This window comes from Sporocytophaga myxococcoides DSM 11118, assembly GCF_000426725.1.
In the GTDB taxonomy this organism is placed as follows: domain Bacteria; phylum Bacteroidota; class Bacteroidia; order Cytophagales; family Cytophagaceae; genus Sporocytophaga; species Sporocytophaga myxococcoides.
Genome location: NZ_AUFX01000004.1, coordinates 225,173 through 249,626, shown reverse-complemented (window position 1 = coordinate 249,626; position 24,454 = coordinate 225,173). Strand labels below are relative to the sequence as shown.

The window sequence follows — 24,454 nt, the reverse complement described above, 5'->3', positions numbered from 1 at the left end:
AGTAGGTATTTTCTGTATAGAGGATATTCCGGCAATTCCATTTTACTTATAATCATTTATGGTAATTGTTGGACTACTTTTGTATAAACTCTATCACATGTTTAATAATCGTAGGATCTTTAATGATCTGTTTGTGTCCCAGATTTTCTGTAAGTAAAAAATTGGCATTCTCCCATGCAGCAATTAGCTCGTAGGTGTCATTAAAAGGGATCACCTGATCATTCCTGTCATGGATGAGTAAAATGTCCTTTACCTTGACTGCTCTTACATATGATCTGTTTTTAAAATTCTCCGATGCTTCAGGGTATTTTCTCTCGAAGTCCTTAATTAATTTTGATATAAGAGATTGATTCATGCAAAGAAAGGAGCCAAAACGTGTGAGAACACCAGGTGGTTTGAAAGAGCAACTTATTGCTATAAGTTTTTCTATTGGAAAATTATTATTATGTGCAAGCTTATGAATAACAGAAGTTGCGCCAAATGAATGTGCGATAATGCCTTTGATATCTTTTGTCTCCCTCATTAATGCTTCCACAGCATTTCCAAAATCTATCATATCCGTTTGCTTTCCCGGAGAGTTTCCGTGGGCCGGCCCATCAAAAGCAACTACTTTATATCCTGCTGCAAGTAAGGTTGGTACGAAGTCCTTGAAATGTGCTGCTTTTGAGTCCCAGCCATGAATCAGCAAAATCACCGGTCCATCTGTACCCCAGGAGTATCCTTTTAGTTTTTCATTCTTATAAGTTATATCAAACTTTTGGGCACTGGCAAGAAAATCAATTTCAGCTTGCTTTAATTTACTTCTCCTCGTGGTCTTAAAAAGTTTTGTTGCAAAGTTAATTGCAAAGTCTTCATTAAATAAGGTAAGATGCTTAAAATAGAATCTGATTAATGAAAGTACAAAAGACTTTTGCTTTTTATTCTGCCTCTTGGCCTCAATGGCTGTAAAAGTTTTTACTCTTTCGGCACTGGTTTGAATCATTGTATCCATAGTTGTAATTGTATGGTAAATAAAAAATACTTCAACGTTTGGAATAATAACTCCTGGTTGATAAAGTATATGATAAATTTATATAAAATAACTTTTAAAAGTTAAGTGTATGGAGAAATAGATTTCTCTTCAGAATTGTCTCTTAAGAGTGAGGCATCTTATGCAAATTTTGCTGAATTTGTTTCAAAGAATGGAGTGGAAAATTTTGAATGTTCCTCAATAAAAGGATTCTTTGAGAAGTGATTTTATCTACTCCTTGCTTTGAGTTACCTGTCTCTGTTCTGAGTACAAAAATCGATTGAAGTGAATCCTATGGCTATCCTTTCGGAGAGAATGAGCAGGGAATTAAAAAAGAAAACCATTCCTTCGTTTCTTTAACAAATGAAGGAATGGTTTGAGAAAGAGTGTTGATATACTATACTTCTGAAAGAAATTTTACTGAAGCCACTGTTTGAATGCAAATGAAAAGTCCATTCTAAGCTCCGGATAAAGTTCATTTCTTCCATTAAATTTCTGTGAATGTATACTGCCATCTACTTTTATAGCAACGCTTGGGATAGGTCTGTATACAAGCCCCAAAGAAGGTTTAAAGAAAATTCCATTATCTGCGAAACCAGACTCTTCATCGCCTCCATAAGTTTTATTGTTAATGACTTCCGGATTAGTCATCCAATCGGCGAATATGTACGGAACAAACTGTCCGACTTTTGTATTGATATTATAACCTACTCTTACATACCATGTGCTCGATACATATGAAACCTTTGTGACCACATCCTCTTTTGTCAAGTCAGCGTCTGCTTTTGAAGCAGCTGCTCCAAGGAAACGTTCCCTTTGATTTTTGTTGATGCCAGCCTCTTTCACCATGGTAAGAACATTATCGGCATTGCGGATTGCTTTGTGCGGAGAAGCCCAGTATTCAGCCTGGATAATCAAATTACCAATTCCTTTTTCTATAAAGGCTCCATACACACCATAGTGATCCCCTTGCATCCATGGAAGTACGCCACCTCTGGGTGAGCCTTTTCCAAAGTCAACTGTAGAAGTTGTTCTGTTTGCTGCATTAATGCTGGATGTAAAGCCAGATGTACCTATAATGGTGGTTGGGGTTTTTAATCTTAAATCCCAGCCTACAGGAATAACATTTTTAGCTGCTCCGCCTTCTCCGTTCTCTGAGCTTAAAGCGTATTGGAGTTCTTTGTTGCCAAAATTAAAGGCGCCATGAACCATAAAGTTTGTTGTCCTTGTAAGGAACAAATGGTCAACATCAAATAATTCAGGAGGTTCAATTCCTATAAAGGTAGGGATCTGATCTAGTCTTTCATTGTACAAGCCAAATCGTCTGTACATTTTACCAACCTTTACCTGTAGGTATTTCTTAATTTTAAAATTACCCCACGCATTTCTGATCTCTAAGCCATCGCTGGTTGTACGGGCGATATTTATTAATACATCAATGTTGTTGCTTAAATTTCCGGATCCGTATAGGTGAAAATTCCTGACAGGATTCCATTCAAAGGGAACATCTGTATATCCGGTTTTATTGTCGTCGACAATAGTTGGAACACCAAATGTCTTTTCTGCATAAGTGTCTATGTATCCATAAAGCTTAAACCTTTTATCTACCACATCAATTCCTAATAATTCCTCGATAGACATATCAAGCAAAGAATTACCTGTTAGAGTGTCGGAAGAAATGGCAGAGTCTGTATCAGTTTGTGCAAAGGTGGAGAGTGAAATGCAGATACTAGTTGAGAATAGTAAAAGAATTTTTTTCATTAATAGTTTAAAGTAAAGTTTTTTGTAGGCTATGTTTGCAGCAATACGGATAAGTTTTAAACTAGGTTTTGTGTAAATGCTTAGCAGTTAAATTTTTATATTTTCGGCTGCTTAAAATAAAAAGTCAGAGGTGGGTTTTCTGATTTATTATATTTTTGTTCTATTATTTTTGCATAGTTGTATAAAACTTTTGTAGTTCATTTATCATAAAAGGGTTTGCAGGGTTAACGTTAGCGTTATCAAATGTAAAGCGTGCAACTTGTGATAGACGGTTATGTATAGAAAGTAAAGAGGCATATTATGCGTATTTGGATTTATAATACGAGTGTTTGCGAAAAGATTTGGGGGATAGCCAGTTTTTTTAAGTGGGCTATTTTTAATTTGAAATAATATGAGTAAGGTAATGAGGGTCTTGTTTAGAGCATAGTATAGTTGGGCGCAGGTTTTCAAAATGCGCTCCTGTCAAGTGCTGGTAAATCGTTCTTCTCAGAACCAAAACAGTGATAAAGTTTCTTAATGAAAAGAATGAAAAATTTTATGAACAACATATTTAACTCTTTTGTTTATTATTCTAATAAATTTAATAGATGGGGAGGAAGAGCTGAAGATCATGCAGTTATTGTTTTGCTTGCATTAACCTATATACTGCAAGTTTCATTTCTTTTTTTCTTAGTTATTGTTTTTCAATTTGGTCTAAGTATTTTTCGTGAGAGATATGTATATATATTAATATCAATTATTTTAATAGTAACAGATTATCTTTTTTGGTTTTATGTAAAAAAAAAATGTATTGAGAAAGGAAATTATAGAGCTATAAATTATAAAAAATATTATTGGGGAAGTCTTTTGTTTGTTTTTATCCTGTTTCTCTTTTTCTTATTTTCTCCAATATATTTTAAGACGAGAGGATTCTAATTCATTAACCAGCCGTCCAGCCGGATAAATCTTCAGAAGGCTGGCGCGCTTGTTCCGTGGCTTCCCCGCAAGACACCCAGCTGGCCATCATTTATTCTAGAAGCTGGTGCTCTTTGTAAAGTGTCCAATTTGTGATAGGGAGAGATATATAGAAAGTAAAGATGTACATTGATAGAGCGCATTCGCATTTATAATACGAGTGTTTGCGAAAAGATTCAGGGGTAGCCAGGTTTTTATAGCTGGCTATTTTTATTTTAAAATAATATGAGTAATGATATAATGAGGGTTTGTTTTATAGTATAGTCTAGTTGGGCGCATTTTAAAAACTGCGTCTGTCAGAATTTCTAAGCATTTCCCCAAAAGCTATCTTTCAATAACTTAATATCTTTTTCGTTACGGAAGGAAGCAATAGTATTTCTTATTCTCATTTATCCCTAAGCGAGAAAACTAAATCATTTATATTTGCTGGAATAATAATTTTATTAATGAATAGATTAAGAGAGCTGGATTTCTTACGTGGAATAGCAATTATACTGGTTCTTGCACGGCATAAGCCTTTGTTTTCTTTTACAAGTCAAATGGGATGGATAGGGGTAGATTTATTCTTTGTCCTGAGTGGATTCCTTGTTTCAGGACTTTTGTTTAAAGAGTATTTAAAACATGGAACAGTCAATCCTGCCCGCTTTCTTATACGACGAGGCTTTAAAATTTATCCAATCTATTACTTATTTTATATCGTTTATCTTATTCCTATCCTATTCAATGGAGGGTTAAACATTTCAGGAATGTTGTTTGATTTAACCTTTGTGCAAAATTATTTCTGGAAATGGGGATATGCGTATGGACCCAGCTGGTCACTGGCAGTAGAAGAACATTTTTATATAGGATTCTCTCTTTTCCTCTGGGCTTACATAAAACTTAATTCACAGGAGTTTAAAAAACAAGAGAACAATTCAGGTATTGGAACATTTGGTATGCTACTTATATTAATAGGAGTATTATGTTTCTCTCTTCGACTCTATGCAAACATCCAACATCCGGATCAATCTGTACAGATATTTACACGAACTCACTTCCGCTTAGATTCTTTATTAGCAGGAGTATTTGTCTCTTATCTCTATTATTTTAAGTTAGATTATCTGATCAAAATATTTAACAGTTATAAATATAGGCTTCTGAGTATAGCTCTTGCAGGACTTTGCTGGACGCCCTTTGTCAATGCAGTCCCTTCGCTTTTTGCAAAAACAATTGGTTTTACATTGTTATATATTTCCTTCTCAATAATATTAGTATATTTTCTTTTGACAGAAGATATAAATCACAAATTAAACAGTTTGTTATCTGCTTCAGTTGTTGATGGCATATGTAAAATCGGCTTCAGCTCTTTTTCTATATACGTCATTCATACTTTTATAAATACACATATTTCAGAGCTTCTTTTATATTATAAATTGGATAATCAATATCTGATTTTCTTTACCACATCAATACTGAGTATCAGTATAGGTATGCTCATGACTTTGAGCATTGAAAAAAGATTTTTGCAGGTCAGAGATAAATTGTATCCAAGCAGAGTGATTTGATCTACTGTAATTTCGATAGCAAAGAAAGTATGTATCCATATAATTAGGCAAGAAAACAAGCTATAAATACTTTATCTCAACAGACTATAGATTTCTAATGGAAAAGATTATTAACAGTGAAAATATTTTAGAACTTTTATATGAAATTATTCCTGAACATAAAAATCACAGAGATGTCTTTTTCGATACTAATCCTTATTTGCAAATAAGTTTTTTTGGTGCATTTATTAGAAAAACTATAGATGAAGTTTCCGCAAATGAAGAATTACTGAAGAGGTGTTTTGGATTTCTAAATTTAATGGTTGAGAATGGTGATGCAGCTGTTTTGGATATGTTTGGAACGGATATTTCAATTGGATTTTATGATAAAGGCCAAATCTATGTTCAATATTCATCCTTATACTTATCCAAAAAGGCTTATAACCTTTTTAAAGAAAATATAGACTTTTGGACACGAAAAAACTAACCCCTGGCCCGCATTTATTCTCGGAGTTAGCGCTCTTTGTAAAGCGTGCAATTTGTGATAGGGGAAGATTTATAGAAAGAAAAGATGAATAGTGAATAAAGCGCATTCTCATTTGTAATGCAAGTGTTTGCGAAAAGATTAGGGTAGTAAGTTTTTTATATCTGCCTATTTTTACTTTGAAATAATATAAGTTATGATGCGGGTTTGTTGTAGAGTATAGTGTAGTTTGGCGCGTGTTTTGAAAACGCGCGCCAGCCAAGGTATGAACATAATTCATAAGTTGTATTTATTAAATAGTTAGACTCAATATGAGAAGTTAAAGAATAATATGAGAGACAAATTTATTTTAATAGTAATGACATGGGGTGTCTTTGTGGTTTCTTGCTCATATGAGAAAAAAGAAGTGAGATCTCAGATAACGGAAAAATACGAAGATGGAACAGTTAAAAAAATTACTCCAATATCCAATGGAGTGCCCAATGGTCGGGTGATTGAATATGATGAGAAGGGGTTGTTATTAAGAGCTTACCACATTAAGGATGGCGTTCCATACGGGAATGACACGGTTTTTAGTGAAAGTGGGAAACCTCAAATAATCAGGAGATACATTGATGGAAAGTTTCATGGTGAAGTTAAGGCATATTATGAAACTGGAGAGTTGATGCTGCATGAGGAATATGATAATGGTCAAAGATTATTTCAAAAAGTATATTTTCCCGAAGGAAATTTAAAAAGCACATATATTAATGATATCGCAAAAAGTTATTTTTTTAATGGAAAACTTCGAAGAATAACAAATAATCGGGATCCTTTGAACCAAAAAATAATTGAGTTTTCGGGATCTGGAAAATTGATAGAATTAAAAGGAGAATTAGATTATCTTGATAAAGAAGATTCAATATTACTGATAAAATCATATCCTAATTGGCAGGAAGATGTAAGTAAGAAGGGCGAAAATTAAGAGTAGTCAAGTTTGCAACAAGGCTGACCAGCTGGGTGGGTAGCTTTATTGCAAACAAAACGGGCCATTTCGTTTATCTTCCCAATCTCCCGTAGGGACGCCATGCTGGCGTCTCCCTTTCCTAATGAGCAGCATTTGATATTAACCATAAATAGAACCTATGTGCAGAATGCATTTCTATTAAATCACACATTTCAAATATAGAAATTGCATATATTGAAACTTGCATAACCTCGCAAGGATAGCTCACTCCATCATCGCCTTCTCCATACATTTCTTCAGATACATATAACAAGTCTCAGCAAGCGGTATTAGATTTCTGCCATTGCCTGTTATTTCATATTGGTCTGCCATGCTTAAAAAATTCATGTAGCTATCGAACCAGTCTGAGTTTGATTTCAATTCGGGAGAGCCCATTAATTCTGCCACAACACTTACTAATTCTAAACCATGCATATCGCTATCCAGGCCTAGTTCCTTGAGGCCATTGATAAGTTGTTCATGTTTCATGTCCTGGACAAGGATCTTGATGATAAGGTTTTTGTGTTTTTCCATAGCTGATTGATTTATAATGCTAATATAATTTGAAATTGCTTTAGAGGCAATTAAGTATGATATAATATATATTTAAATTGATAATATAGATATTTTATAGGCTGAGTCAATTTGCTAAATATGCTTACTTTGCCAATAAAATTGCATGTAAGACAATTAAAATGAGTGAAAAACCAATTTTTAATAGAATAAAAGCTGTATTGGCCGAAAAAGGCAAGACAAATATTTGGTTGGCAGAAGCAATTGACATGAATAGAAGCACAGTTTCAAAGTGGTGTACTAATGATATGCAACCTACAGTGGAGACTTTATTTGCTATAGCAAAAGCGCTGGATGTGAATGTCCGGGAATTACTGGTTTCTACAAAATAGAAAGCCGTCATAGTTATTTAGGGAGCTCTTTATACTTTCTTCTGATCAATTTGATCTCTTTCCTCAAAAATTCCCTATCTCTGTCAAAGTATTGATTTTATTTCCCTGAATTTTCATTCTTTCGTTTCGAAAATTGATTCTAAAGGAGTCAATTTTCAGTCATTTAGCTCGAATTTTCGGACAGAAAGAGTCAATTTCCAATGTAAAAGACTCAAATTTCAGGCTCAAAGACTGAAATTTTCACAAGGAAGACTCAAAATCCAATGAAATGGAGTCAAGATTCCGGCAAAGAGAATCAATGTTTCAGGCAAAGGACTGAATTTTTAAGTAAAAAGAACCAATGTTGAATGAAATGGAGTCAATTTTAGGTGAATTAAAGTCCTTCTCCTTCAGGAGAAGGATTTAGGATGAGGTCTTTTTAAGTTTTAAAAATAAAAAAGGGAGTGTTACCTCCCTTCAGTTTTTAATTATTGACAATTTGATCATCCTCTTTCTGTTTGTATTTGCTTCTTGCAAATCGGACTTTCAATTTGTCGTAGGCAGATCTCAATCCTGGTACACTGTCTTTCTGGAACTGAACCTGTGCATATACCTCCAGAGCTTTGCTGAAAGCTTCACTACCCACTTCCATTAAGGTATCATCTACTTTTTGATGAAAAGAATCTAATACCATCTTGATCGTGATAAGTGCTTTTACAAGATCAGAGTCTTTTACGAACTCCATCTTATCAAAAGTAGGAGGCATGATGTTGGGGAATGCCTTAACAGTTTCAGATGAGTCGTTCACAAAGTCAACGCTCTTGGAGCCCAACTTTGGTAACTGATGCCTTTCCTCATTGCTTAGTGAAATGAGAAACGGCAATATTGCTTCAGCTTGTTGAATGAATGAAATCACTGACTGTAGCTCTTCTGCAGTGATTGCTGCACTTACATTTTTTTCCATTATAAAATGTGTTTTAGGTTGAAAAATTTATTTACTCTTTCTGTTGAAAGCAAAGACTAAAGCAGCAAGAAAGGTTGATTAAAAGTTCCGATAGTGATCCTGCTGGTTGAATGGTGCGAGTATAATAAGATTTTATTTATTGCGCAAGTATCAGATATACAAATACATATTGCTTAACAGGAGAAAATGATTTTCATATGGGGTGTGGATTAAATAACTTAAGAGTAATACGGGGCGAAACTAAGTAGTATAAAAGAAGTGATTATAGGGAAACAGTATTAAAAAATAGTTTAATTATAATCAAAGTGGGCATTAGCAAAAGATATCAAGATTTCAGCTTTTGTAGAATTAGTTCCTTAATCTTCGAATTAATTTGCTTGCCATAAAAAAAAGCACGGTTTTTAAGCCGTGCCTTTTTTATGGTTTCCTTCTCTATAAACTTATTTAATTGCTAACAACAGGAACGACTGCAGGTCGCTTACCTAGTTCCCTTAGCAATCTGGCATGACTTAAAATCGCACCACGAAAAGTTGTTACGTTCTTATAAGGTAGACCGAATTCCTCCGCAGTCTGGCTGACTATTTCAGAGATTTTCTTATAATGAACATGACAGATATTAGGGAATAGGTGGTGTTCAATCTGAAAATTTAACCCTCCTATAAACCAGGAAAAGAAAGTGCTTTTATGAGCAAAATTTGTTGTTGTGCGAAGCTGATGAATAGCCCAGTTATTCTCTAAATTGCCATTGTCATCTGGCAATGGGAAGTCAGAACCTTCAATTACATGCGCTGGCTGAAATATGATAGCTAAAACGAAACCCGCTACATACTGTGATATCACTACTCCAATCAAAATCTTCCACCATGCTATACTTAAGAGAATAACAGGAAGAATAAATATGTATGAAATGTAAATAAGCTTTGTCGCAATAAGAATGGTCCACTCCTGACGTATATCTGCCTTTTGTTTCTTCAGCATTCCGTCTTTGCTGTAACGGATAATCCGCATGAAGTCTTTAAATACAATCCATACGAGAGTGAGTAATCCGTAAAAGAACCAGGCATATATGTGCTGAAATTTATGAAAGAACAACCATTTAGAATTGGGGCACATTCTTAATATCCCGCGAGGACTGATATCTTCATCTGCTTCATGAATATTGGTATAAGTATGATGCAATACATTGTGTTGAACTTTCCAGTTCAAAGCGTTTCCTCCTATTAGGTTCAATGAGTAGCCCAGCAATTTATTGATCCAGGGTTTTGCTGAATAGGCTCCGTGATTCGCGTCGTGCATTACCGAAAGCCCAATTCCTGCAGTGCCAAATCCCATTATGACACACATCAGTGTTAACAGCCATAGGTTTGAAACGGCACCGCTTAAAATGAATGCATAAGGAACAAGGTATAAACAAAACATGAAGATGGTTTTAACATACATCTGCCTATTTGCGTGACGTGAAATTTCATTTATCTTGAAATATTCTCCAACGCGTTTGTTTAAGCTTCCAAAGAAATCCGGACTGGATTTTGAAAATTTTATGTGTTGAGACATTCTGGAGGTTTGTGAATGACTGATAACGAAATTGAATAGGGGAATTGTTCCATTTATTGGGAAGAGTTTTGAGCATAAACCTCTTTGCATCCTGGAATCGAGGGAAGAAAAAAAGTTACAAATTTCTAATAGAGCTCAAATAATTGATATCCTAAGGGCAAAAAGAAATTGAATTGTTTTTAATAATATTTCATTTACTCTTCCTAAAATGTTTGTAGAGTTCTTTGAATAATCGATTGGTACTGATTTAAACTCCTTGATAGAGTGTGGAGGAGTTGGGCACGCCTCAAACGGACGCCAGCTAGACCAGCTAGTTCTTCATAATTTGCTAGGCTTTCAAATTATTTCATACCTGGCTTTTGCCATTCTTATAAACCATCAGTATAACATTCCCCACCTTTTGCCCTGAAGCTACATACCTGAATGCATCCTGAACTTCTTCAAGAGTATATGTTCTATCTATCACCGGTTTGAATTTTCCTTTGGCAATCAGACCAAGAATGAATTTAATGCTTGCCTTTGTGTCAAAGGGAATAGGAAACTTTACTTTTTTACTGCCTGTAAATTTCGTGATAAGCGCCAGAAATGGATTCTCGGCATTAGGCCCAAGTTCCGATGATATATATATCCCGCCATCCTTTAATATTGCTTTGCATTTACCAAAAGTACTCTTGCCAACAGCATCAAATACAAAGTCAAACTTTTCATCAGTGTTAAGGAAATCTTCTTTGGTATAGTTAATTACTTTATCGGCTCCTAACTCCGTCACAAGACCCACGTGTTCTGTGCGACAAGTTGCAGTTACACCCAATTCATAATATTTCGACAATTGTACAAGCACAGAGCCTATTCCACCCGCAGCTCCATTGATCAAAACCTTTTGTCTGGGATGTGTCTTGATTTTGTTTATAAAGTTAACAGCGTAGTGGACTGTCTCAAGTGAAGCCACTGCTTCTTCATAAGATAAGCCTTCAGGGATATGTGAGATTGCTTTATTGCAGTTGACAACAAGAAACTGTGCATGTGAAAGAAGTCCCATATCATCGAAGCCAAAAACTTTGTCCCCAGGCTTAAATTGGGTTACATTCTTTCCAGTTCTTATAACCTTTCCGGCAAAGTCTGTTCCAGGTATTGCCTTTTGAGGCTTGAAGAATCCTGTGAACAGGCGCATCAGCCAGGAGCCTTCAAGTATAGCACAATCAGTCCTGTTTACTGTAGTTGTATGCACTTCTACCAGCAAGTCATTTTCACCAGGAAAAGGTATATCCACTTCTTTTATTGAAAAATTGTCGGGACTTCCATATAGTGTATAATAAGCTGCTTTCATTTATTCAGATTAAAAAGATTGACATTAAACTAAAATGGCTTCGAGAAAACAAGTAAGAAGTGTTTCCCTGGTTATAGCTGTAGTCGTATTGGTCCATGTTTTATTTTAAACCTTTTTAAAATTAATGCAAAAATAAATCATGCTTCAGTTAAGCTCATTGACTTTGGTTAAGAAATGAATTTAGGAAAAACTATAAATGATTAGGCCTTCTTAGTTAATCTTTTTCTTATCCTGCTTAAAGATTCCGGTTTTATTCCAAGATAGCTGGCGAGAAAATATTGGGGAACACGTTCAATAAGTTCTGGTTTGGTTTTAATCAATTCAAGGTATCTTTCTTCCGGATTGGTAAGGCGGTACATGGCTAAAGTTTCCTGAGTTCTGCAAAGTTCATCTTCCGCTGCGGTCTTGCAAAGGTTTATAAATTTGGGATCAATAGCTGTATCCTGAGTTACAATTGGTCCTACAGACATCACACAGTCCTCAAGACAAGAAAGATAAAACGATGATTTTTTGTTCACATTCGTTCCCTGAAAAACAGCAATAGGCTGGCCTTCTGTATAAAATTCAGTGGTCCTTTCTTCTCCGTCTTTATTGAAATATTGGCGTACGCAACCTTTAAAAATGAAATAGCAAAGCTCCGGAACCTCGCCTTCTTTTATCAGAATGTCCCCTTTCTTGTAAAATCTTATATCAAGATCTTTCAGAATAGCATTGGTCTCATCCTCTGTAAGGTTAATGTATTTAGAAATATATTTTATAAGTTCATTACTGCCGGGAATGCTTTGGTTCTGGTCCATTTCAATAATTTTCAGCCTTCTATATGAAATCAGAGATTAAGATAGTGATTTTTAGTTTAATAATTGTTTATGATTAAAGTCTTCTGATGTACCTATAAACAACAGAGGCTGCCCTTTTGAGAGCAGCCTGTGTTGTAGTATCTAAAATGATTTTACTAATGTACCAACTTTAATATGATGTCAGGTCGAAAGGGCTGACATCGCGGGTCGACGCAATACTTCATTCATTGTATAATGATTAATATTTTACAACTTTAAGACTGGAGACTTTTTCATTTTGAGCAACTTTAAATAGGTATATTCCCCTTTGCAATTCAGAGGTATTTATGTTGATTTCATTGTTACCCTTTTGATATTCTCCGCAAATCTTTTTGATTTCAACTCCTTGTTCATTGTATATCTGTATGACTACTGATGCATCTTTTTCAAGGTCCATTTTTAAAGTTAGCTTATCTGAGAATGGGTTAGGATATGCAATATTCGATATGTCATTTGTTGAAGATGCTTCATAAGCGCTTGAGTGACCTGCGGTTCTCAAATTGCCACAGTTTGCATCATCTTTCAGTTTGTATATCCAGGCTCCACTAAAACCTGCAGGGCCCTCTATATCGCCATCAAAGGCACCGCCGGTACCTGTTATCAATATTCCTCCATCAGGAGTTGTTTGTATTGTAGATGCGTAATCTTCATAGGAGGAGCCGTAAGTTCCATCCCAAATAATGTTTCCATATTGATCTGTTTTGAAAATCCAATGGTCATAGAAAAGAAAAATGGGCCCATGAGGCGGGGTTGTGACGTCGCCTCCATTTTCTCTGGTTGCGACTGCAACTAAAAGTCCTCCTCCCGGAATGTTCAATATGTCTCCAGTAACCACTGCCGAGGCATATATTCGCGAGGATGTTATGATGCCCTGGCTGCTTGCTTTAAATATCCAAAGCCCTTCAAAACTGTTTGGTAAGTTTATATCCCCGTCATCAGAGCTGGAAATAGCGGCCATTGTGAAACCTCCATTTGCTGTCGGTAATAATATACTCTTTGAATAGGGGAATTCAACGTCACTTCCTCCGTAAGCTTTAGCCCAGATTTTATTTCCTGACTGATCTAACTTTGCTACAAAGCAATCCTGAACACCGTGAAAGTTGAGAATATCTCCATTGCTTGATTGGGTATATCCTCCAAAGATGGATGAACCATCGGGCATAGTAATCATATTGGTTAAATCCTCTTCATCACTTCCTCCGAGAGATTTGGTCCATAGTTTAGTTCCGGAATTGTTCGTTTTTACTATCCAGAAATCTTCTTCCCCTTTATGATCTGTTATGTCTCCGTTAGTTGAAAACGAATTGCCGGCAACAATATATCCTCCGTTTGCAGCAGGGGATACTTTGACTAGTCTATCATCATTTGATCCTCCAAATGTTTTATTCCAGATCTTATTGCCCAAAGCATCTATTTTCAGAAGCCAGTAATCAGATGCTCCGTTATTTCCATCCGTAATATCTCCATTGTTTGATAGTGTGTTGCTTCCGATTAGATAATTATTGTCAGGTGTCAGGATAAAATCAACCAGTTCTTCATTTTTGCTTCCACCAAAAGTTTTATTCCACTGCTGGTCACCATTGTTGTCTACTTTTAGGAGAAAAATATCATACTCTCCGTTATTCCCGTCCGTAATATCACCATCGCTTGACTTCGTAGTACCTGCTATAATATATCCTCCGTCAATGGCCTGTGTCAGATAAGCAATTTTGTCGTCTTGAGATCCTCCGTATATTCTTAACCAAAGCTGGTTTCCATCGGCATCGTATTTTATCAGTTCAATGTTTCCGTTATAATTTATTCCAACGATGTAGCCATCATTAGTTATCAACGGTTTTATAGCATTTTTATTAGCAAGACCATGAGACCATTTGATGATGGGTTGTCCTTCTTTCAGTATTGTTACCGGGACCGGGCATCTTTCCCGGCTTTTGCATCCTGCTCTGGTTATTGCTTCAGCGTAGTATATTTTGTTGTAGGTTAACGGGGCTGTAGTATAAGGACTGCTGCTCCCTATGGTTAATCCTCCTGTAGGCTGAGAATACCATCTGATTGCGGAGCCTGCAGACGAAGCGTAGATTGTTGCACTTTCTCCGCTGCATATATAATCTCCTTTACCTACCGGCATATCAGGGATGTCGCCAACAATCACCGATACCAGTGTTCTGTTTGAGTTAGCACATCCATATTTTGAAGATTCTACATAATAGGATTTGGATTGATTGACATCACTTAGAAAGTATGAACTCCCTGTGTGAGCACTAACTCCACCCGTTGCTTGCAGATACCATTTAAAGGTTACACCTGAAGGGCCGGTTGCCTTTAAGGTAGCATTATTGCCATATCCGCAGAGGGTGATAGATTTTGCAGCAACAGTTGGTGATGGTACTACAATGTATGCATTATGTATATTTACATGCTCAACTTGAAGGCCGCTCGCTGGTTTGATCATTACTTGTACCCGGTCAAATGCCTGGCCTGGCTTTATGGTAATATTAGCAAATTGTAAGTTAGGTAGATTAGGGTTTGGCTCCAATAATTTTAAGTTCACATTCGAAGAAGTAATTGATACCTGGTTATTATTAGATGTATTACCAATATAAGTTGCTACATAGACATTTGAAATCAAAGCTACTTGTGAAATCTGGCCTGAGAATGATAACAATATTTTAATACTGTCTGCTGCGTCTCCGGTTACAGGAAGTTTCAGCTTCTGCTCTGTATTCCCGAATTGTGGTGACATGTTGGTTAAAATTGAAAAAGATGAAGTGCTATTGTCGACAGCCCTCTCAGGGTTTGTAATTGAGCAGCCGAAACAAACTCCATTTACTGCATTAGTCTGAGTGGTTGCTGAAAGACATGGCACCTGGGCATGACCATTTCCCGCTATAGTTATAAGCATGATCAAAAGCCAGAAGGCTTTAAAGTCTGACCATTTGGTGTAATTGTAAGGTGTTTTCATAGTTAGAGAAATTTTAAATGGTTTAGTAAAAATTTCTGATAAGCCCATTAAACAGAATTTTTGGTCGAAGGTTTTTGGTTAGTTACTTAGTACTTATAGCTTTAGTACTTAAAAATGGGATTCGTTTTGAAATTATTTCGATTGTTTCAGAAATAGTTTTGTTGAACTGTACAGAAAAATAGACCTGTCTGGAATGTTTCAAAAAGGAAGTAAAGCGATTTTATTTTTAATTAATTTCTGTGATGCCAATCTTTCGGCGTGAAGATTCTGTATAAATGACAAAGGCTGCCTCTTTTTCGGAAGCAGCCTTTATCGTATAATTTATCAAGACTTTTACTGAATTATTAACTTTTCAACAGAGTTCTTGCCATCTATTGTTTCAATGCGTATAAAATAAATTCCTTGGGGAGCATTTATTTTTAAACCATCTTCCGAAGCTATAAAGTTATCAATTGCCTTACCTGAGAAATCATAAACGAATATGTTTTTGATTTTCTCCTGTTGAGAAGCAAAGTTTATTTTAAAGCTTTCTTTACCCGGGTTAGGATAAATCATAAATGTATTTTCATCAGAGCCTTTTGAAAAGATTGAAGCCACAACTGGCTTTGTTTCACCTTTTCCATTTGAGTATATGGAATTGTTCGGAGTGCCTACAAATATTCTGTTGCTTGATAGAGCAATTTGCGTTATGTCAGCATAGAGCGGAAGGTTTGCAAGTATGTCTGGACTTCTCCATTCTTCACCTTTGTTAAAGGAAAAATATACACCGCCTTTATATCCCGCATAAACATATGGATAAGTAACACCATCATATACAAGATTGGCTGCGCAGAGAGATGTGATGTTTAGAGTAGGAAGACCATTATTTATTTCTTTCCATGAGTCTGCTGTTGTTGCAGTTGAAAATACACCACTTCCATCAGTTCCAGCGAAAATTGTCCCATCTACTATTGCTAGTGATGTTAGCTTTAAATCGGTCAACCCTGAGCTGAAATTTTGCCAATCTGCACCTGGAGATAGTTTAAATACGCCCTCATCTTCTGCGGCAAGGTATGCGTCTGCTCCATTTGCAATCAAAGCTGTAATCTTTAATCCTGTTGGCAATCCGGAACTCATTTCTATCCAATTGATATTGGTTGGGTTTGAATAAAATACTTTTCCAGTTGAAGTAGCTACCAATAATTTATTTTCTCTTACAGCTATTTTTACGAGTGGATCCCCGTTTAATCCGGAACTTAGAGATATCCATATTTTCCCCGTATCAGCACTTATGTATACTTTTCCTGCAAGTGTTGTAGCGATCAGATTTGTACCTGAAAAGTTTAGGTCTGATACACTTAAGCTGTCAAGAAGCCCATTGTTTCTTGCAGTATATGAAGCTCCTGTTTCAGAGATGTAATAAACTCCTAATTTGGTTGCTCCAACTATTGCGGTTCCGTTAATGGCAAGACCTTTTATGTTTAATCCGAAAAAGCTTTCGTTCGCTTTCTGCCAACTTAATTGAGATGCCTGAGATGAGAATATACCTGCTTTGGTTCCAACAAATAGTTTCGATTGTAAAGCAGTTATAGAAGTGATTGTGTCAGAAGTTAATCCCAGAGAAGACTTGGTCCAGGTTATTGTTTGAGGAGATGTGAAAAGTCCGATATCTGTGCATGCATAAATAACATCTCCATTCTGGTAAAGTTGATTTACAGATGTATTGGACAAAGCATCATTTAATAAAGTCCAAGGTGTTCCGCTTGTGCTACTGATGTATATTCCTTTATCTGTTCCTAATAGCATAGATGAAGGATTGATTATAACAGAATTTATTTTTCTCTCTTGAATGCCACCTTGTGTTCCCGACCAAAGTTCAGTATCAATCATAACCATGAATATACCTCCTCCATCTGTTCCCGCAATGATAGTTTGATTGAATGTGGTAAGAGATGTGATTTTCTTATTGGTAATTCCTTCGTTAGCAGCTTTCCATGTATAGCCACTGTCTGCGCTCATGAAAACTCCGTCTTCTTTAGTTCCAGCATATATATACTTTCCGCTGGATGTAAGTGCTGTGATATTTGGGGACCCTAAACCGGAGTTTACCTGAAGCCAGTTTTTACCTAAATCTTTTGAAAGAAATATTCCTTCGTCTGGAGTGCCAGCAAGTACATAGCTCCCAATAGATGTAATTGATGTGATGTTACCGCTTTTTAATCCTGCATTAGTAGCCACCCATTTCACACCTTGCTTGTTGGTGGTTCTGAAGACTCCACCGCCATTGGTTCCTACATATGTATTTGTGTCAGCCGTATGCATACATGAAACAGATCCTCCGAAAGGTCCTTTTGAGTTCCAATGGGCAACTGTTACAGTTGAAATCAGACAAGCTGAAATCAGAAAAATGTTTCTTAAGTATTTATATGTATTTATGTTTTTCATTGTTTTATTAATTAAAAATTAAAGATTATTAATTGCAAAACCAATGATTGCGTAGGCGGCTTGAAAATCTTATTCAGAAAGCTTTGGAGAATGTCTTCCTGGCAGATTAAAAATGACTTTTGAGAAATCTTTTTTAAACAATTAAATAAGTTGATGGAAATGCATTCAAAAGATTCTTCTGTGATTTTGGTTTTTGCCAAAGGTGATTTGGAATCTTTTTTTTCCTGATTCAGATTTTTGTTAAGATAACAATGGCCTTTACAGTCTGAGTCTTTAATATTCCTGTTAACACAATAATGACTTGCAATGTATTGCCAGTTTACATGAAATTCTGCAAGAATGATCAGTTTCATGAAACAGTTCAATAATAGGATAAATGAAAACGCTATTGCAAGATATTTTTTCATGCTTTAGTTGTTCTTTGCATTTTGATCCATCCATTGTAATATTTGCTCTATAGAACAATCGTCAAGCTTTCCATTTGGAGGCATAGGTTGAGTGACAGAAATAAGAGCTGCATATAATAAACTTCTGGATGGGTTAACTGTGTCTACATAACCACTCTTAGGCCTTATCAGGTTATTATATGCCTGGGTTGGTTCAAGGTTAAGACCTCCTGCAGGGCTTTGCCCAGCATGGCATTCGAAACCTGTAGCACAATTTTTTTGAAAGATAGGAAGAAGATCACCTTTAAAAGATACACTATCCTGAAGGGCAAGTTTGCATGGATCTTGTTTCTGTGTATCATACTGACAGCCATAAAGCGATATAATAGTCAGTAATAAAACAAATATGTTCTTATTCTTCATATTTGAACATAGAAGCTATATTGTTACCAATTATTGTTTCAATATCCTTTGCAGGTACTTCAATTGAGGATACATTCAGGTTAGCATTGTTGTTTAAAGGAACATTCCTAAAGAACTGATTCCAGTCTAGATAAAGATGAAGAAATTGAGTCTTGTTCACAATCACTGCATATTCATATTCCGGCATAACTACCTGCTTGAAGTTTTTTGAAGTTCCGAGCTTATAGCTGAATGGCTGCATGTTTCCTTCAGACCCATCACCATTGGTAGTGGTGTCTATCTTTCCTTCAAAATTAATAAATGCATATCCTTCAGGTTGAGCAGATGAGCCATACCACATAGATTGATTGCTCAATACATCGGTAGCAGAGGAAGGTGATTTCTTATTAGTTTCTTCATCAAGCCCTACATAAAAACGAATGGACTTATAAAAACCCGGAGGTACGTCACCGATATCGTATGTGTCCTCATCAACATTTTTTAGGATGATTTTACCCGGAACTTTATATACTGAACCATCTTTCTTTATAAGCTCTATCTTTGATATAAAAAGATTCGTTCTGCTGAAGGAAATCTTTCTTCCAGCATTATTTGTGTATATTTCATTAGGGCCAAGCACCTCTTCCTGATCTATATAATTATGCAGGTGCAAACGAAGAAAGCCTGTAGGGCCATTGTAGGGTTGCTCGGTATCAGTGGTATCTGTAGGATTGGATGGAGTGGGATCGTCTTTATCTTTACAGCCTGCAATCATTAATATGCATATGATGGTTGTGAAAATTAAAGACTGATAATTAAATTTTTTTTTCATTCTGAAATGCATTAAAGAGTTATTGAATATGAGGCAAATAATGTAAAGCGTTGAGCCATTTGTGGTCCGTTTAGATTTTGATAAACAGGAAGTCCAAATTCAAGACCGATTTTACTGCCGGTTAAGAAGCTTGTATTTAAATAATAATTAGTGCCCAGGTACAGAAAGGCTTTCTCTCCTCCATAATTAGCGGGATTGCTTCCTGGCTCGTAATCTTTCGGCAGATCTTTGTCTTCACCTTTTATAGGTTGCAAAGAACATGCCTCCAATCTTGCGGAACTGCTAAATGGCTTAGACCATTTATATGCTATCCAGTTATTTAAGGTAAGTTCATTGCCAAGTTTATACCCGAGGTTGTTGGTGTTTAATCTTATAATAGAAGAAACTTGTGAACTAAATGAAAATCTCGTTTTATTATAGAAGTAATTAATTACAGGTGTAAAATCCCAGGTTCCAGAACCCATTTGCATAACATAAGGAAGTCTGATACCATCATACATGTTTTCTGCATTACCCGTAATGTTAATCCTTCCTACAGGAATACTTATGCCTGGACTAAGAAGCAGTTGTGAATTATTTTTATTAAGTAAATTATAGATCAGGCTAAGTTTAATATCTCCAAGCCCTGAAGTTTTCATCTTCATTGCGGAGCTTTCTTCACTTGTCCCTCCATGATTATGCTGCATACCCGGATGCATGGTCATGGTCATGCGATTGTAATTGTAGTTCAGCATGGCCATGAGGGTTATCTTATCACTAAGGCCGTACATGGCCATGAGCATATGCATATCCATGCGCATATGATCAGGGTACATAAGGTAATTGTTAAAGACATGGTCTGAGGTAACTTTATGAGAGCCTTCCAAGACATTTTTCATGTCCATAGCCATGAATCTGTACGAAAACATCCATTCGCCTTTTTCATGTGCGTGGCTGATCATAACTCCGGCAGGAGTGGGGTCATCAAAACAGCAATGAGCACTGCAAACCTCTTGCGAGTCGCTTTGTCCGTATGCTATATGAATGACAAATATGAATAACAGGCAAAGCCTGAATTGCATTTGCATTCTAGTATATATTTTTATGTGAAAGAGATTTTTGACTGCTTATATAGATATAAGCACAATGAGTAGTGATTGTAGTATTATTGAGGAGGCTGGAATATCAGCTTCAAAGGAGAGGTATAGCCTTTAGCGATATAGACAACTTCTTTCTTTATTATATAGAAAAATGAAAGCGAATGTGTAAAAGACGAAAAGTGAGATTTGATAAATATAATTTCATCCATCGTTTTCAGGAAAGAAGCATATTTCTTTTCCTGTTTTTCCTGAGCCTTGATTTTTTTCTGAAGGAAGCATTTACCCTCACATTTTAGAGCTGGTTTTAATTTGTTTTCGCACAAATTGGCAGCGATGTAGCTTTTATTCAATTCATAATAACCCACAAGGATCAGTTTCATATTGCTCTGTAGCAACACGATCAATACCAGAAAGAGGGCTATGAATTTGTTCATCTTGACAAATATAAATAGAGAATTGGAAATTCTAAAAGCGATAAATGTATAAAAAGTTTAGACGTTGATAGCTAGAGAGTTTTGTTTTTTCAGGTTTAAACATTTTTAATTCTTCTGCCTTTTTAGTCTGATTGTAAAATATATAAGGCTATGAGAACAAAGTGGACTTTTTTTTATAATGAAAAAGGTCAGAGAGAAGTAAAAGATATTGAATTGATGCATTGTGCCCCCTCGTGGAGTTTTATCTGGATTTTCTTATTTGTTATAAGCTATAGTGGAAATCTTTCCGCTCAGTCCTGTGGTTGTGATTATACAATACCTTCTGGATCAACGATAATTGATCGTAATACGCTTTCAGTTACAACACTTCCTAAAAATAAACGTGTTATTTGTTTTCAGTCCGGAAACAGAACAGCCCCTTTGATGGTCAGGAACTTCAAGGGGTCTACAGATGGAGGTGTTAATGCTCCTTATATTTTTAAAAATTGTTCTGCACAGGTTGTCTTTAATATTGCCTTAACTAATGGTTATGCTTTTAAATTTTTTAATAGCGAAAATGTGAGACTTTCTGGTACCGGTTCTTCTGATCAATATGGGATTGTGCTGAGTGGAGCTAATATTACTCTTGTATTGGGAGATACGACCACAAGGGTGGAAGTGGATCATGTGGATATAAGAAATTCTGGCTTTTGTGGTTTGATGGCTAAGACTGACAATGCTCTGGTAAAGGTCCAAGGAGGGAATAATAATCCTGCAGGATTTGTTATGAAGAATATTTATATCCATGACAATTATATATTTAATACCGATGCAGAAGGAATGTATATAGGCAATACTAACTGGGCCCCTGGAAATAGTCAGCATAACCTGGATAGTATTTTTGTATATAATAATATTGTCAGAGATGCAGGAGCAGAAGGGATTCAGATAGGTGCTAGTCCAGCGGGACGTTCTTATGTATATAACAATTATATCAATGGATTCGGCAGAAAATATCAGACTTTTGCTTTGTATCAGAACAATGGACTTCAGCTTGGCACCGGTTTCTCCGGCAGATGTTATAATAATTTTATTTATGGTTACCCTGGGGATGAGTTTACTCAGAATGGACTTGTATGTGTGGGGCTAGGTAACGTTTATATTTATAACAATGTAGTGGCAAATGCAAAAGACAATGGCATTTATGTCGGTTCCAACAACGCAGAGTCAAAGGCAAAACCATTTTATGTATTTAATAATACGATTGTAAATCCTTCTCATGATGGGATAAGGCTTCAGGAGGTGGGTTCTTCAGTAAATAAAATAAGTGCATTCGTTTATAACAATCTTGGTGCAAATATACCTGCCGGTTATAGTCTGGTGAAGAAAGGCGGTTCGCAGATAAGCGCTTCAGAGTTGGCAAATATTAACAATACAATTCCTGCCTTTAATTTTCAGGATCCTGACAACAATGACTTTAATCTTACTGAAAACAGTAACATTGTGATTGATCTGGGGACTAATATTGTCGCATCCTATGGACTTACCTCCGATATAAATGGTAATTTAAGAGCTCCTCAGGGGGGAAGCTTTGATGTCGGTGCTTATGAATATGTTTCAGATTTTTTACTCACAGTAGATCCACAATCACTTGCGGGTAAATGTATTGGAGATACATTCATGCTGACCTATAGTGGTACGAATACTGGATGGCCTTCTGATGTGAAATATAAGGCTGTGCTTTCTGGGCCTGACGGTTATTTCGGTCCTCAGAAAATTATTGTTGGTTCGAATGATTCTTTATCCGGTCAAATAGAATCTGCTTTACCTGATAATATAACTCAGGGAAATAATTACAGAGTAAGGATTGAAGCCTCTAATAATTCAGGGTTCTTCAGAGCAGGTCCGGAAAGTTCAATCGGATTGTCTCGTATGGAGGCCTTGCAGTTTAGGTCTCCCCAGAGGGCATCTGTTTCTAATGCTTCTCTTTTTGCACGTGGTACAGGAGATTTCACTATTGAGGCAAGGGTGAAAATGGATTTTTCAGCGTCAGATAATAACGTGCTGGAGATCTTGTCAACTAGGGCAATTGGGAATACATCCCAAGGTTATATGTTTGGATTTAACTATGCAACCGGAAAAATAGTATTTAATTTTTTTAATGAATTCGGTGTTAATGTGAATATTCAAAGTAATACGCTTAGCCTTGCAGATATGCGTAATGATGGAGTTTGGCATCATCTGAGTGTTAGCAGAAGTGGAGGAAACAAATTTACTTTCTTTCTGGATGGATATTCTGTAGGTGTGCAGGTTTATAACGTCGATCTAAGCGTTGCTTCAAGTTATTTGTTCATAGGTTATGATGAACCTGGAAATGCGGGTATGTCTTCTTTTACGGGAAGTATAGATTATCTCCGCTTCTGGAACGTTGCAAAAGCAGAGATAGATTTGATCAACAATCTGAAAATGGATTTTCCATATCCTTCCAACGGATTGTTGGGTTTATGGAATTTTAATGAATGTAGCGGAGTTCAGGCTATTATGGATGATAGTCCATATGGTAATGATGGCTGGTTGGGTATGAATTCTGATATAGGTAGCAATGATCCTTCCAGAACTTTTGGTTCCGATAAAGCAGAGAGTTTTCGTGGTTTGGATTTTAACCCAGTTGTTACAGGGAAATTAGATGTTGCCACAATTCCTCACAATGTGAATTACAATTTCCAAACCAACTTTTCTATTGAGGCTTATATCAATCTTAATAATCCCTCAAAAGGATTGAGAACTGTGATCTATGAAAAGGATACAACAAACGGAGTTCGTTTTTATGTAGCTGATGCAAATCATCTGGGATTGATTGTTGGCGGCATGACAGTGCTTAGTGATGTGGTACAGAAAAATAATGTTACAGCAAATTTATATTCGGGAGGATGTTATGCTGTTGCTGTCACTGCTACCCAATCGGGTACTAGCTATATTGTCAGGTTTTACTTAGATGGACTTCTTGTAGGCACTTCAAAGTTTGTTTCAGGCGTGAGTCCAATTACCTCTTTAAGCAATGCACTTATTGGTTGTGATGCAGCACAAAGCATTCCCGCAAATGGATATATTACTGAGGTGAAGCTTTGGAAAACTGCGAGAACAGCAGATGAAATAAGGAATAATCTTGGCGTGGTGTTTTCAAGTATTACAATAAATCTGGCTGGATACTGGCGTTTCAAAGAAATAAATGGTCAAACGCTCATAGATCAAAGTGCAAGTAATAACGCGGGTTACCTCGGCGAGTCTCTTGCTGTTGAAAGTACTACAGATCCTCAGAGAAGTGATAACAGATGTCATTTTAATGACAGGGTTGATACTTTACCTGTTCCTGACTCTTTGTATTCAGAAGAAATGAAAGTTGTTGTTTATCCTAATCCCTTTTCTTCTGACATCGGTATCGTAATTACCGGCAGAATGGGAGAGAGCGCTGACTGTTATATGTTTGATCTTGCAGGAAAGCTGGTTTTTGAAAAGCTTGGAATTGAGAATAACCAGTTGGCTGTGCTTAGTCCTGATCTCTATAGTGGGATGTATTTGGTGAAAATAGTAAGAGGTGGGCAAGTTCAATTTGTTAAAGTAATCAAGGCTCATTGATTGATAGTATTTACGGAGAGGAAAATCTTTCCTCTCCGT

General features: G+C 36.2%; 18 protein-coding genes. 5 read left to right on the top strand and 13 right to left on the bottom strand.

Going from position 1 to position 24,454, the window contains the following annotated elements; all coding sequences use genetic code 11:
- Window positions 1-73: 73 nt before the first annotated feature.
- Together K350_RS0103965 and K350_RS0103955 are read right to left on the bottom strand one after the other, a co-directional pair.
- Window positions 74-991 (bottom strand): alpha/beta hydrolase family protein, encoded by a 918-nt coding sequence (locus K350_RS0103965; protein ID WP_028978790.1) that lies wholly within the window; start codon window positions 989-991, stop codon window positions 74-76.
- A 435-nt stretch (window positions 992-1,426) separates the two neighbouring features.
- The gene (locus K350_RS0103955) at window positions 1,427-2,770 is read right to left on the bottom strand and encodes a hypothetical protein (protein ID WP_028978789.1); all 1,344 of its coding nucleotides are present in this window, start codon (window positions 2,768-2,770) and stop codon (window positions 1,427-1,429) included.
- Between the two features lie 1,400 nt (window positions 2,771-4,170).
- Between K350_RS0103955 and K350_RS0103945 the strand changes: the two genes are divergently transcribed.
- The 3 genes from K350_RS0103945 (at window position 4,171) to K350_RS0103935 (ending at window position 6,695) form a co-directional block, all read left to right on the top strand.
- Window positions 4,171-5,268, top strand: a complete 1,098-nt coding sequence (locus tag K350_RS0103945; protein ID WP_028978787.1) for an acyltransferase family protein — start codon at window positions 4,171-4,173, stop codon at window positions 5,266-5,268.
- A gap of 97 nt (window positions 5,269-5,365) precedes the next feature.
- Complete coding sequence (locus tag K350_RS0103940) at window positions 5,366-5,734, top strand: DUF7674 family protein (protein WP_028978786.1); 369 nt, start codon at window positions 5,366-5,368, stop codon at window positions 5,732-5,734.
- Window positions 5,735-6,062: 328 nt separating this feature from the next.
- Window positions 6,063-6,695 carry a toxin-antitoxin system YwqK family antitoxin gene (locus tag K350_RS0103935; RefSeq protein WP_156026917.1) on the top strand — a complete coding sequence of 211 codons (633 nt, stop codon included), beginning with the start codon at window positions 6,063-6,065 and terminating at the stop codon, window positions 6,693-6,695.
- Window positions 6,696-6,941: 246 nt separating this feature from the next.
- On the opposite strand, the gene K350_RS0103930 is transcribed toward K350_RS0103935, so the two are convergent.
- On the bottom strand, window positions 6,942-7,250 hold the full coding sequence (locus K350_RS0103930; protein ID WP_028978784.1) for a hypothetical protein: 309 nt from the start codon (window positions 7,248-7,250) through the stop codon (window positions 6,942-6,944).
- 161 nt (window positions 7,251-7,411) lie between these two features.
- Here K350_RS0103930 and K350_RS0103925 point away from each other — a divergent pair, with 161 nt between their 5' ends.
- On the top strand, window positions 7,412-7,621 hold the full coding sequence (locus K350_RS0103925; RefSeq protein ID WP_028978783.1) for a helix-turn-helix transcriptional regulator: 210 nt from the start codon (window positions 7,412-7,414) through the stop codon (window positions 7,619-7,621).
- A gap of 463 nt (window positions 7,622-8,084) precedes the next feature.
- Here K350_RS0103925 and K350_RS27315 read toward each other — a convergent pair whose 3' ends face one another.
- The 10 genes from K350_RS27315 to K350_RS27300 form a co-directional block, all read right to left on the bottom strand.
- A complete protein-coding gene (locus K350_RS27315) occupies window positions 8,085-8,564 on the bottom strand; it encodes a hypothetical protein (protein WP_051312851.1) in 480 nt (159 codons plus the stop codon).
- 444 nt (window positions 8,565-9,008) lie between these two features.
- Window positions 9,009-10,118, bottom strand: coding sequence for a fatty acid desaturase family protein (locus tag K350_RS0103915; RefSeq protein WP_037574158.1), 1,110 nt, complete (start codon window positions 10,116-10,118; stop codon window positions 9,009-9,011).
- A 346-nt stretch (window positions 10,119-10,464) separates the two neighbouring features.
- Complete coding sequence (locus K350_RS0103910) at window positions 10,465-11,445, bottom strand: NAD(P)-dependent alcohol dehydrogenase (protein ID WP_028978781.1); 981 nt, start codon at window positions 11,443-11,445, stop codon at window positions 10,465-10,467.
- Window positions 11,446-11,645: 200 nt separating this feature from the next.
- Entirely contained in the window at window positions 11,646-12,242 is a 597-nt protein-coding gene (locus K350_RS0103905; protein WP_037573912.1) for a Crp/Fnr family transcriptional regulator, read from the bottom strand.
- Between the two features lie 238 nt (window positions 12,243-12,480).
- Window positions 12,481-15,243, bottom strand: coding sequence for a T9SS type A sorting domain-containing protein (locus K350_RS0103900; protein WP_028978779.1), 2,763 nt, complete (start codon window positions 15,241-15,243; stop codon window positions 12,481-12,483).
- A gap of 333 nt (window positions 15,244-15,576) precedes the next feature.
- On the bottom strand, window positions 15,577-17,667 hold the full coding sequence (locus K350_RS0103895) for a DUF6242 domain-containing protein (RefSeq protein ID WP_028978778.1): 2,091 nt from the start codon (window positions 17,665-17,667) through the stop codon (window positions 15,577-15,579).
- A gap of 410 nt (window positions 17,668-18,077) precedes the next feature.
- Window positions 18,078-18,476, bottom strand: a complete 399-nt coding sequence (locus K350_RS27305) for a hypothetical protein (RefSeq protein WP_051312849.1) — start codon at window positions 18,474-18,476, stop codon at window positions 18,078-18,080.
- The gene (locus K350_RS0103880; protein WP_156026915.1) at window positions 18,466-19,287 is read right to left on the bottom strand and encodes an MbnP family protein; all 822 of its coding nucleotides are present in this window, start codon (window positions 19,285-19,287) and stop codon (window positions 18,466-18,468) included. Before K350_RS0103880 ends, K350_RS27305 begins: the two co-directional genes overlap by 11 nt.
- Before the next feature lie 11 nt (window positions 19,288-19,298).
- On the bottom strand, window positions 19,299-20,354 hold the full coding sequence (locus K350_RS0103875; RefSeq protein WP_028978776.1) for a transporter: 1,056 nt from the start codon (window positions 20,352-20,354) through the stop codon (window positions 19,299-19,301).
- A gap of 77 nt (window positions 20,355-20,431) precedes the next feature.
- Window positions 20,432-20,800, bottom strand: coding sequence for a hypothetical protein (locus K350_RS27300; protein ID WP_051312848.1), 369 nt, complete (start codon window positions 20,798-20,800; stop codon window positions 20,432-20,434).
- Window positions 20,801-20,950: 150 nt separating this feature from the next.
- On the opposite strand from K350_RS27300, the gene K350_RS0103865 reads away from it, so the two are divergent.
- A complete protein-coding gene (locus K350_RS0103865; RefSeq protein WP_028978775.1) occupies window positions 20,951-24,415 on the top strand; it encodes a LamG-like jellyroll fold domain-containing protein in 3,465 nt (1,154 codons plus the stop codon).
- The last annotated feature ends 39 nt before the right edge of the window (window positions 24,416-24,454 follow it).

Bases quoted from the DNA above. Each gene is read 5' to 3' on its own strand.
- K350_RS0103905 (WP_037573912.1), bottom strand. From the start codon at position 12,242: ATGGACCAGAACCAAAGCATTCCCGGCAGTAATGAACTTATAAAATAT.
- K350_RS27305 (WP_051312849.1), bottom strand. From the start codon at position 18,476: ATGAAGAATAAGAACATATTTGTTTTATTACTGACTATTATATCGCTT.
- K350_RS0103945 (WP_028978787.1), top strand. From the start codon at position 4,171: ATGAATAGATTAAGAGAGCTGGATTTCTTACGTGGAATAGCAATTATA.
- K350_RS0103880 (WP_156026915.1), bottom strand. From the start codon at position 19,287: ATGAAAAAAAAATTTAATTATCAGTCTTTAATTTTCACAACCATCATA.
- K350_RS0103955 (WP_028978789.1), bottom strand. From the start codon at position 2,770: ATGAAAAAAATTCTTTTACTATTCTCAACTAGTATCTGCATTTCACTC.
- K350_RS0103865 (WP_028978775.1), top strand. From the start codon at position 20,951: ATGAGAACAAAGTGGACTTTTTTTTATAATGAAAAAGGTCAGAGAGAA.
- K350_RS0103940 (WP_028978786.1), top strand. From the start codon at position 5,366: ATGGAAAAGATTATTAACAGTGAAAATATTTTAGAACTTTTATATGAA.
- K350_RS0103895 (WP_028978778.1), bottom strand. From the start codon at position 17,667: ATGAAAAACATAAATACATATAAATACTTAAGAAACATTTTTCTGATT.
- K350_RS0103930 (WP_028978784.1), bottom strand. From the start codon at position 7,250: ATGGAAAAACACAAAAACCTTATCATCAAGATCCTTGTCCAGGACATG.
- K350_RS0103875 (WP_028978776.1), bottom strand. From the start codon at position 20,354: ATGCAAATGCAATTCAGGCTTTGCCTGTTATTCATATTTGTCATTCAT.
- K350_RS0103965 (WP_028978790.1), bottom strand. From the start codon at position 991: ATGGATACAATGATTCAAACCAGTGCCGAAAGAGTAAAAACTTTTACA.
- K350_RS27315 (WP_051312851.1), bottom strand. From the start codon at position 8,564: ATGGAAAAAAATGTAAGTGCAGCAATCACTGCAGAAGAGCTACAGTCA.
- K350_RS0103925 (WP_028978783.1), top strand. From the start codon at position 7,412: ATGAGTGAAAAACCAATTTTTAATAGAATAAAAGCTGTATTGGCCGAA.
- K350_RS27300 (WP_051312848.1), bottom strand. From the start codon at position 20,800: ATGAACAAATTCATAGCCCTCTTTCTGGTATTGATCGTGTTGCTACAG.
- K350_RS0103900 (WP_028978779.1), bottom strand. From the start codon at position 15,243: ATGAAAACACCTTACAATTACACCAAATGGTCAGACTTTAAAGCCTTC.
- K350_RS0103910 (WP_028978781.1), bottom strand. From the start codon at position 11,445: ATGAAAGCAGCTTATTATACACTATATGGAAGTCCCGACAATTTTTCA.
- K350_RS0103915 (WP_037574158.1), bottom strand. From the start codon at position 10,118: ATGTCTCAACACATAAAATTTTCAAAATCCAGTCCGGATTTCTTTGGA.
- K350_RS0103935 (WP_156026917.1), top strand. From the start codon at position 6,063: ATGAGAGACAAATTTATTTTAATAGTAATGACATGGGGTGTCTTTGTG.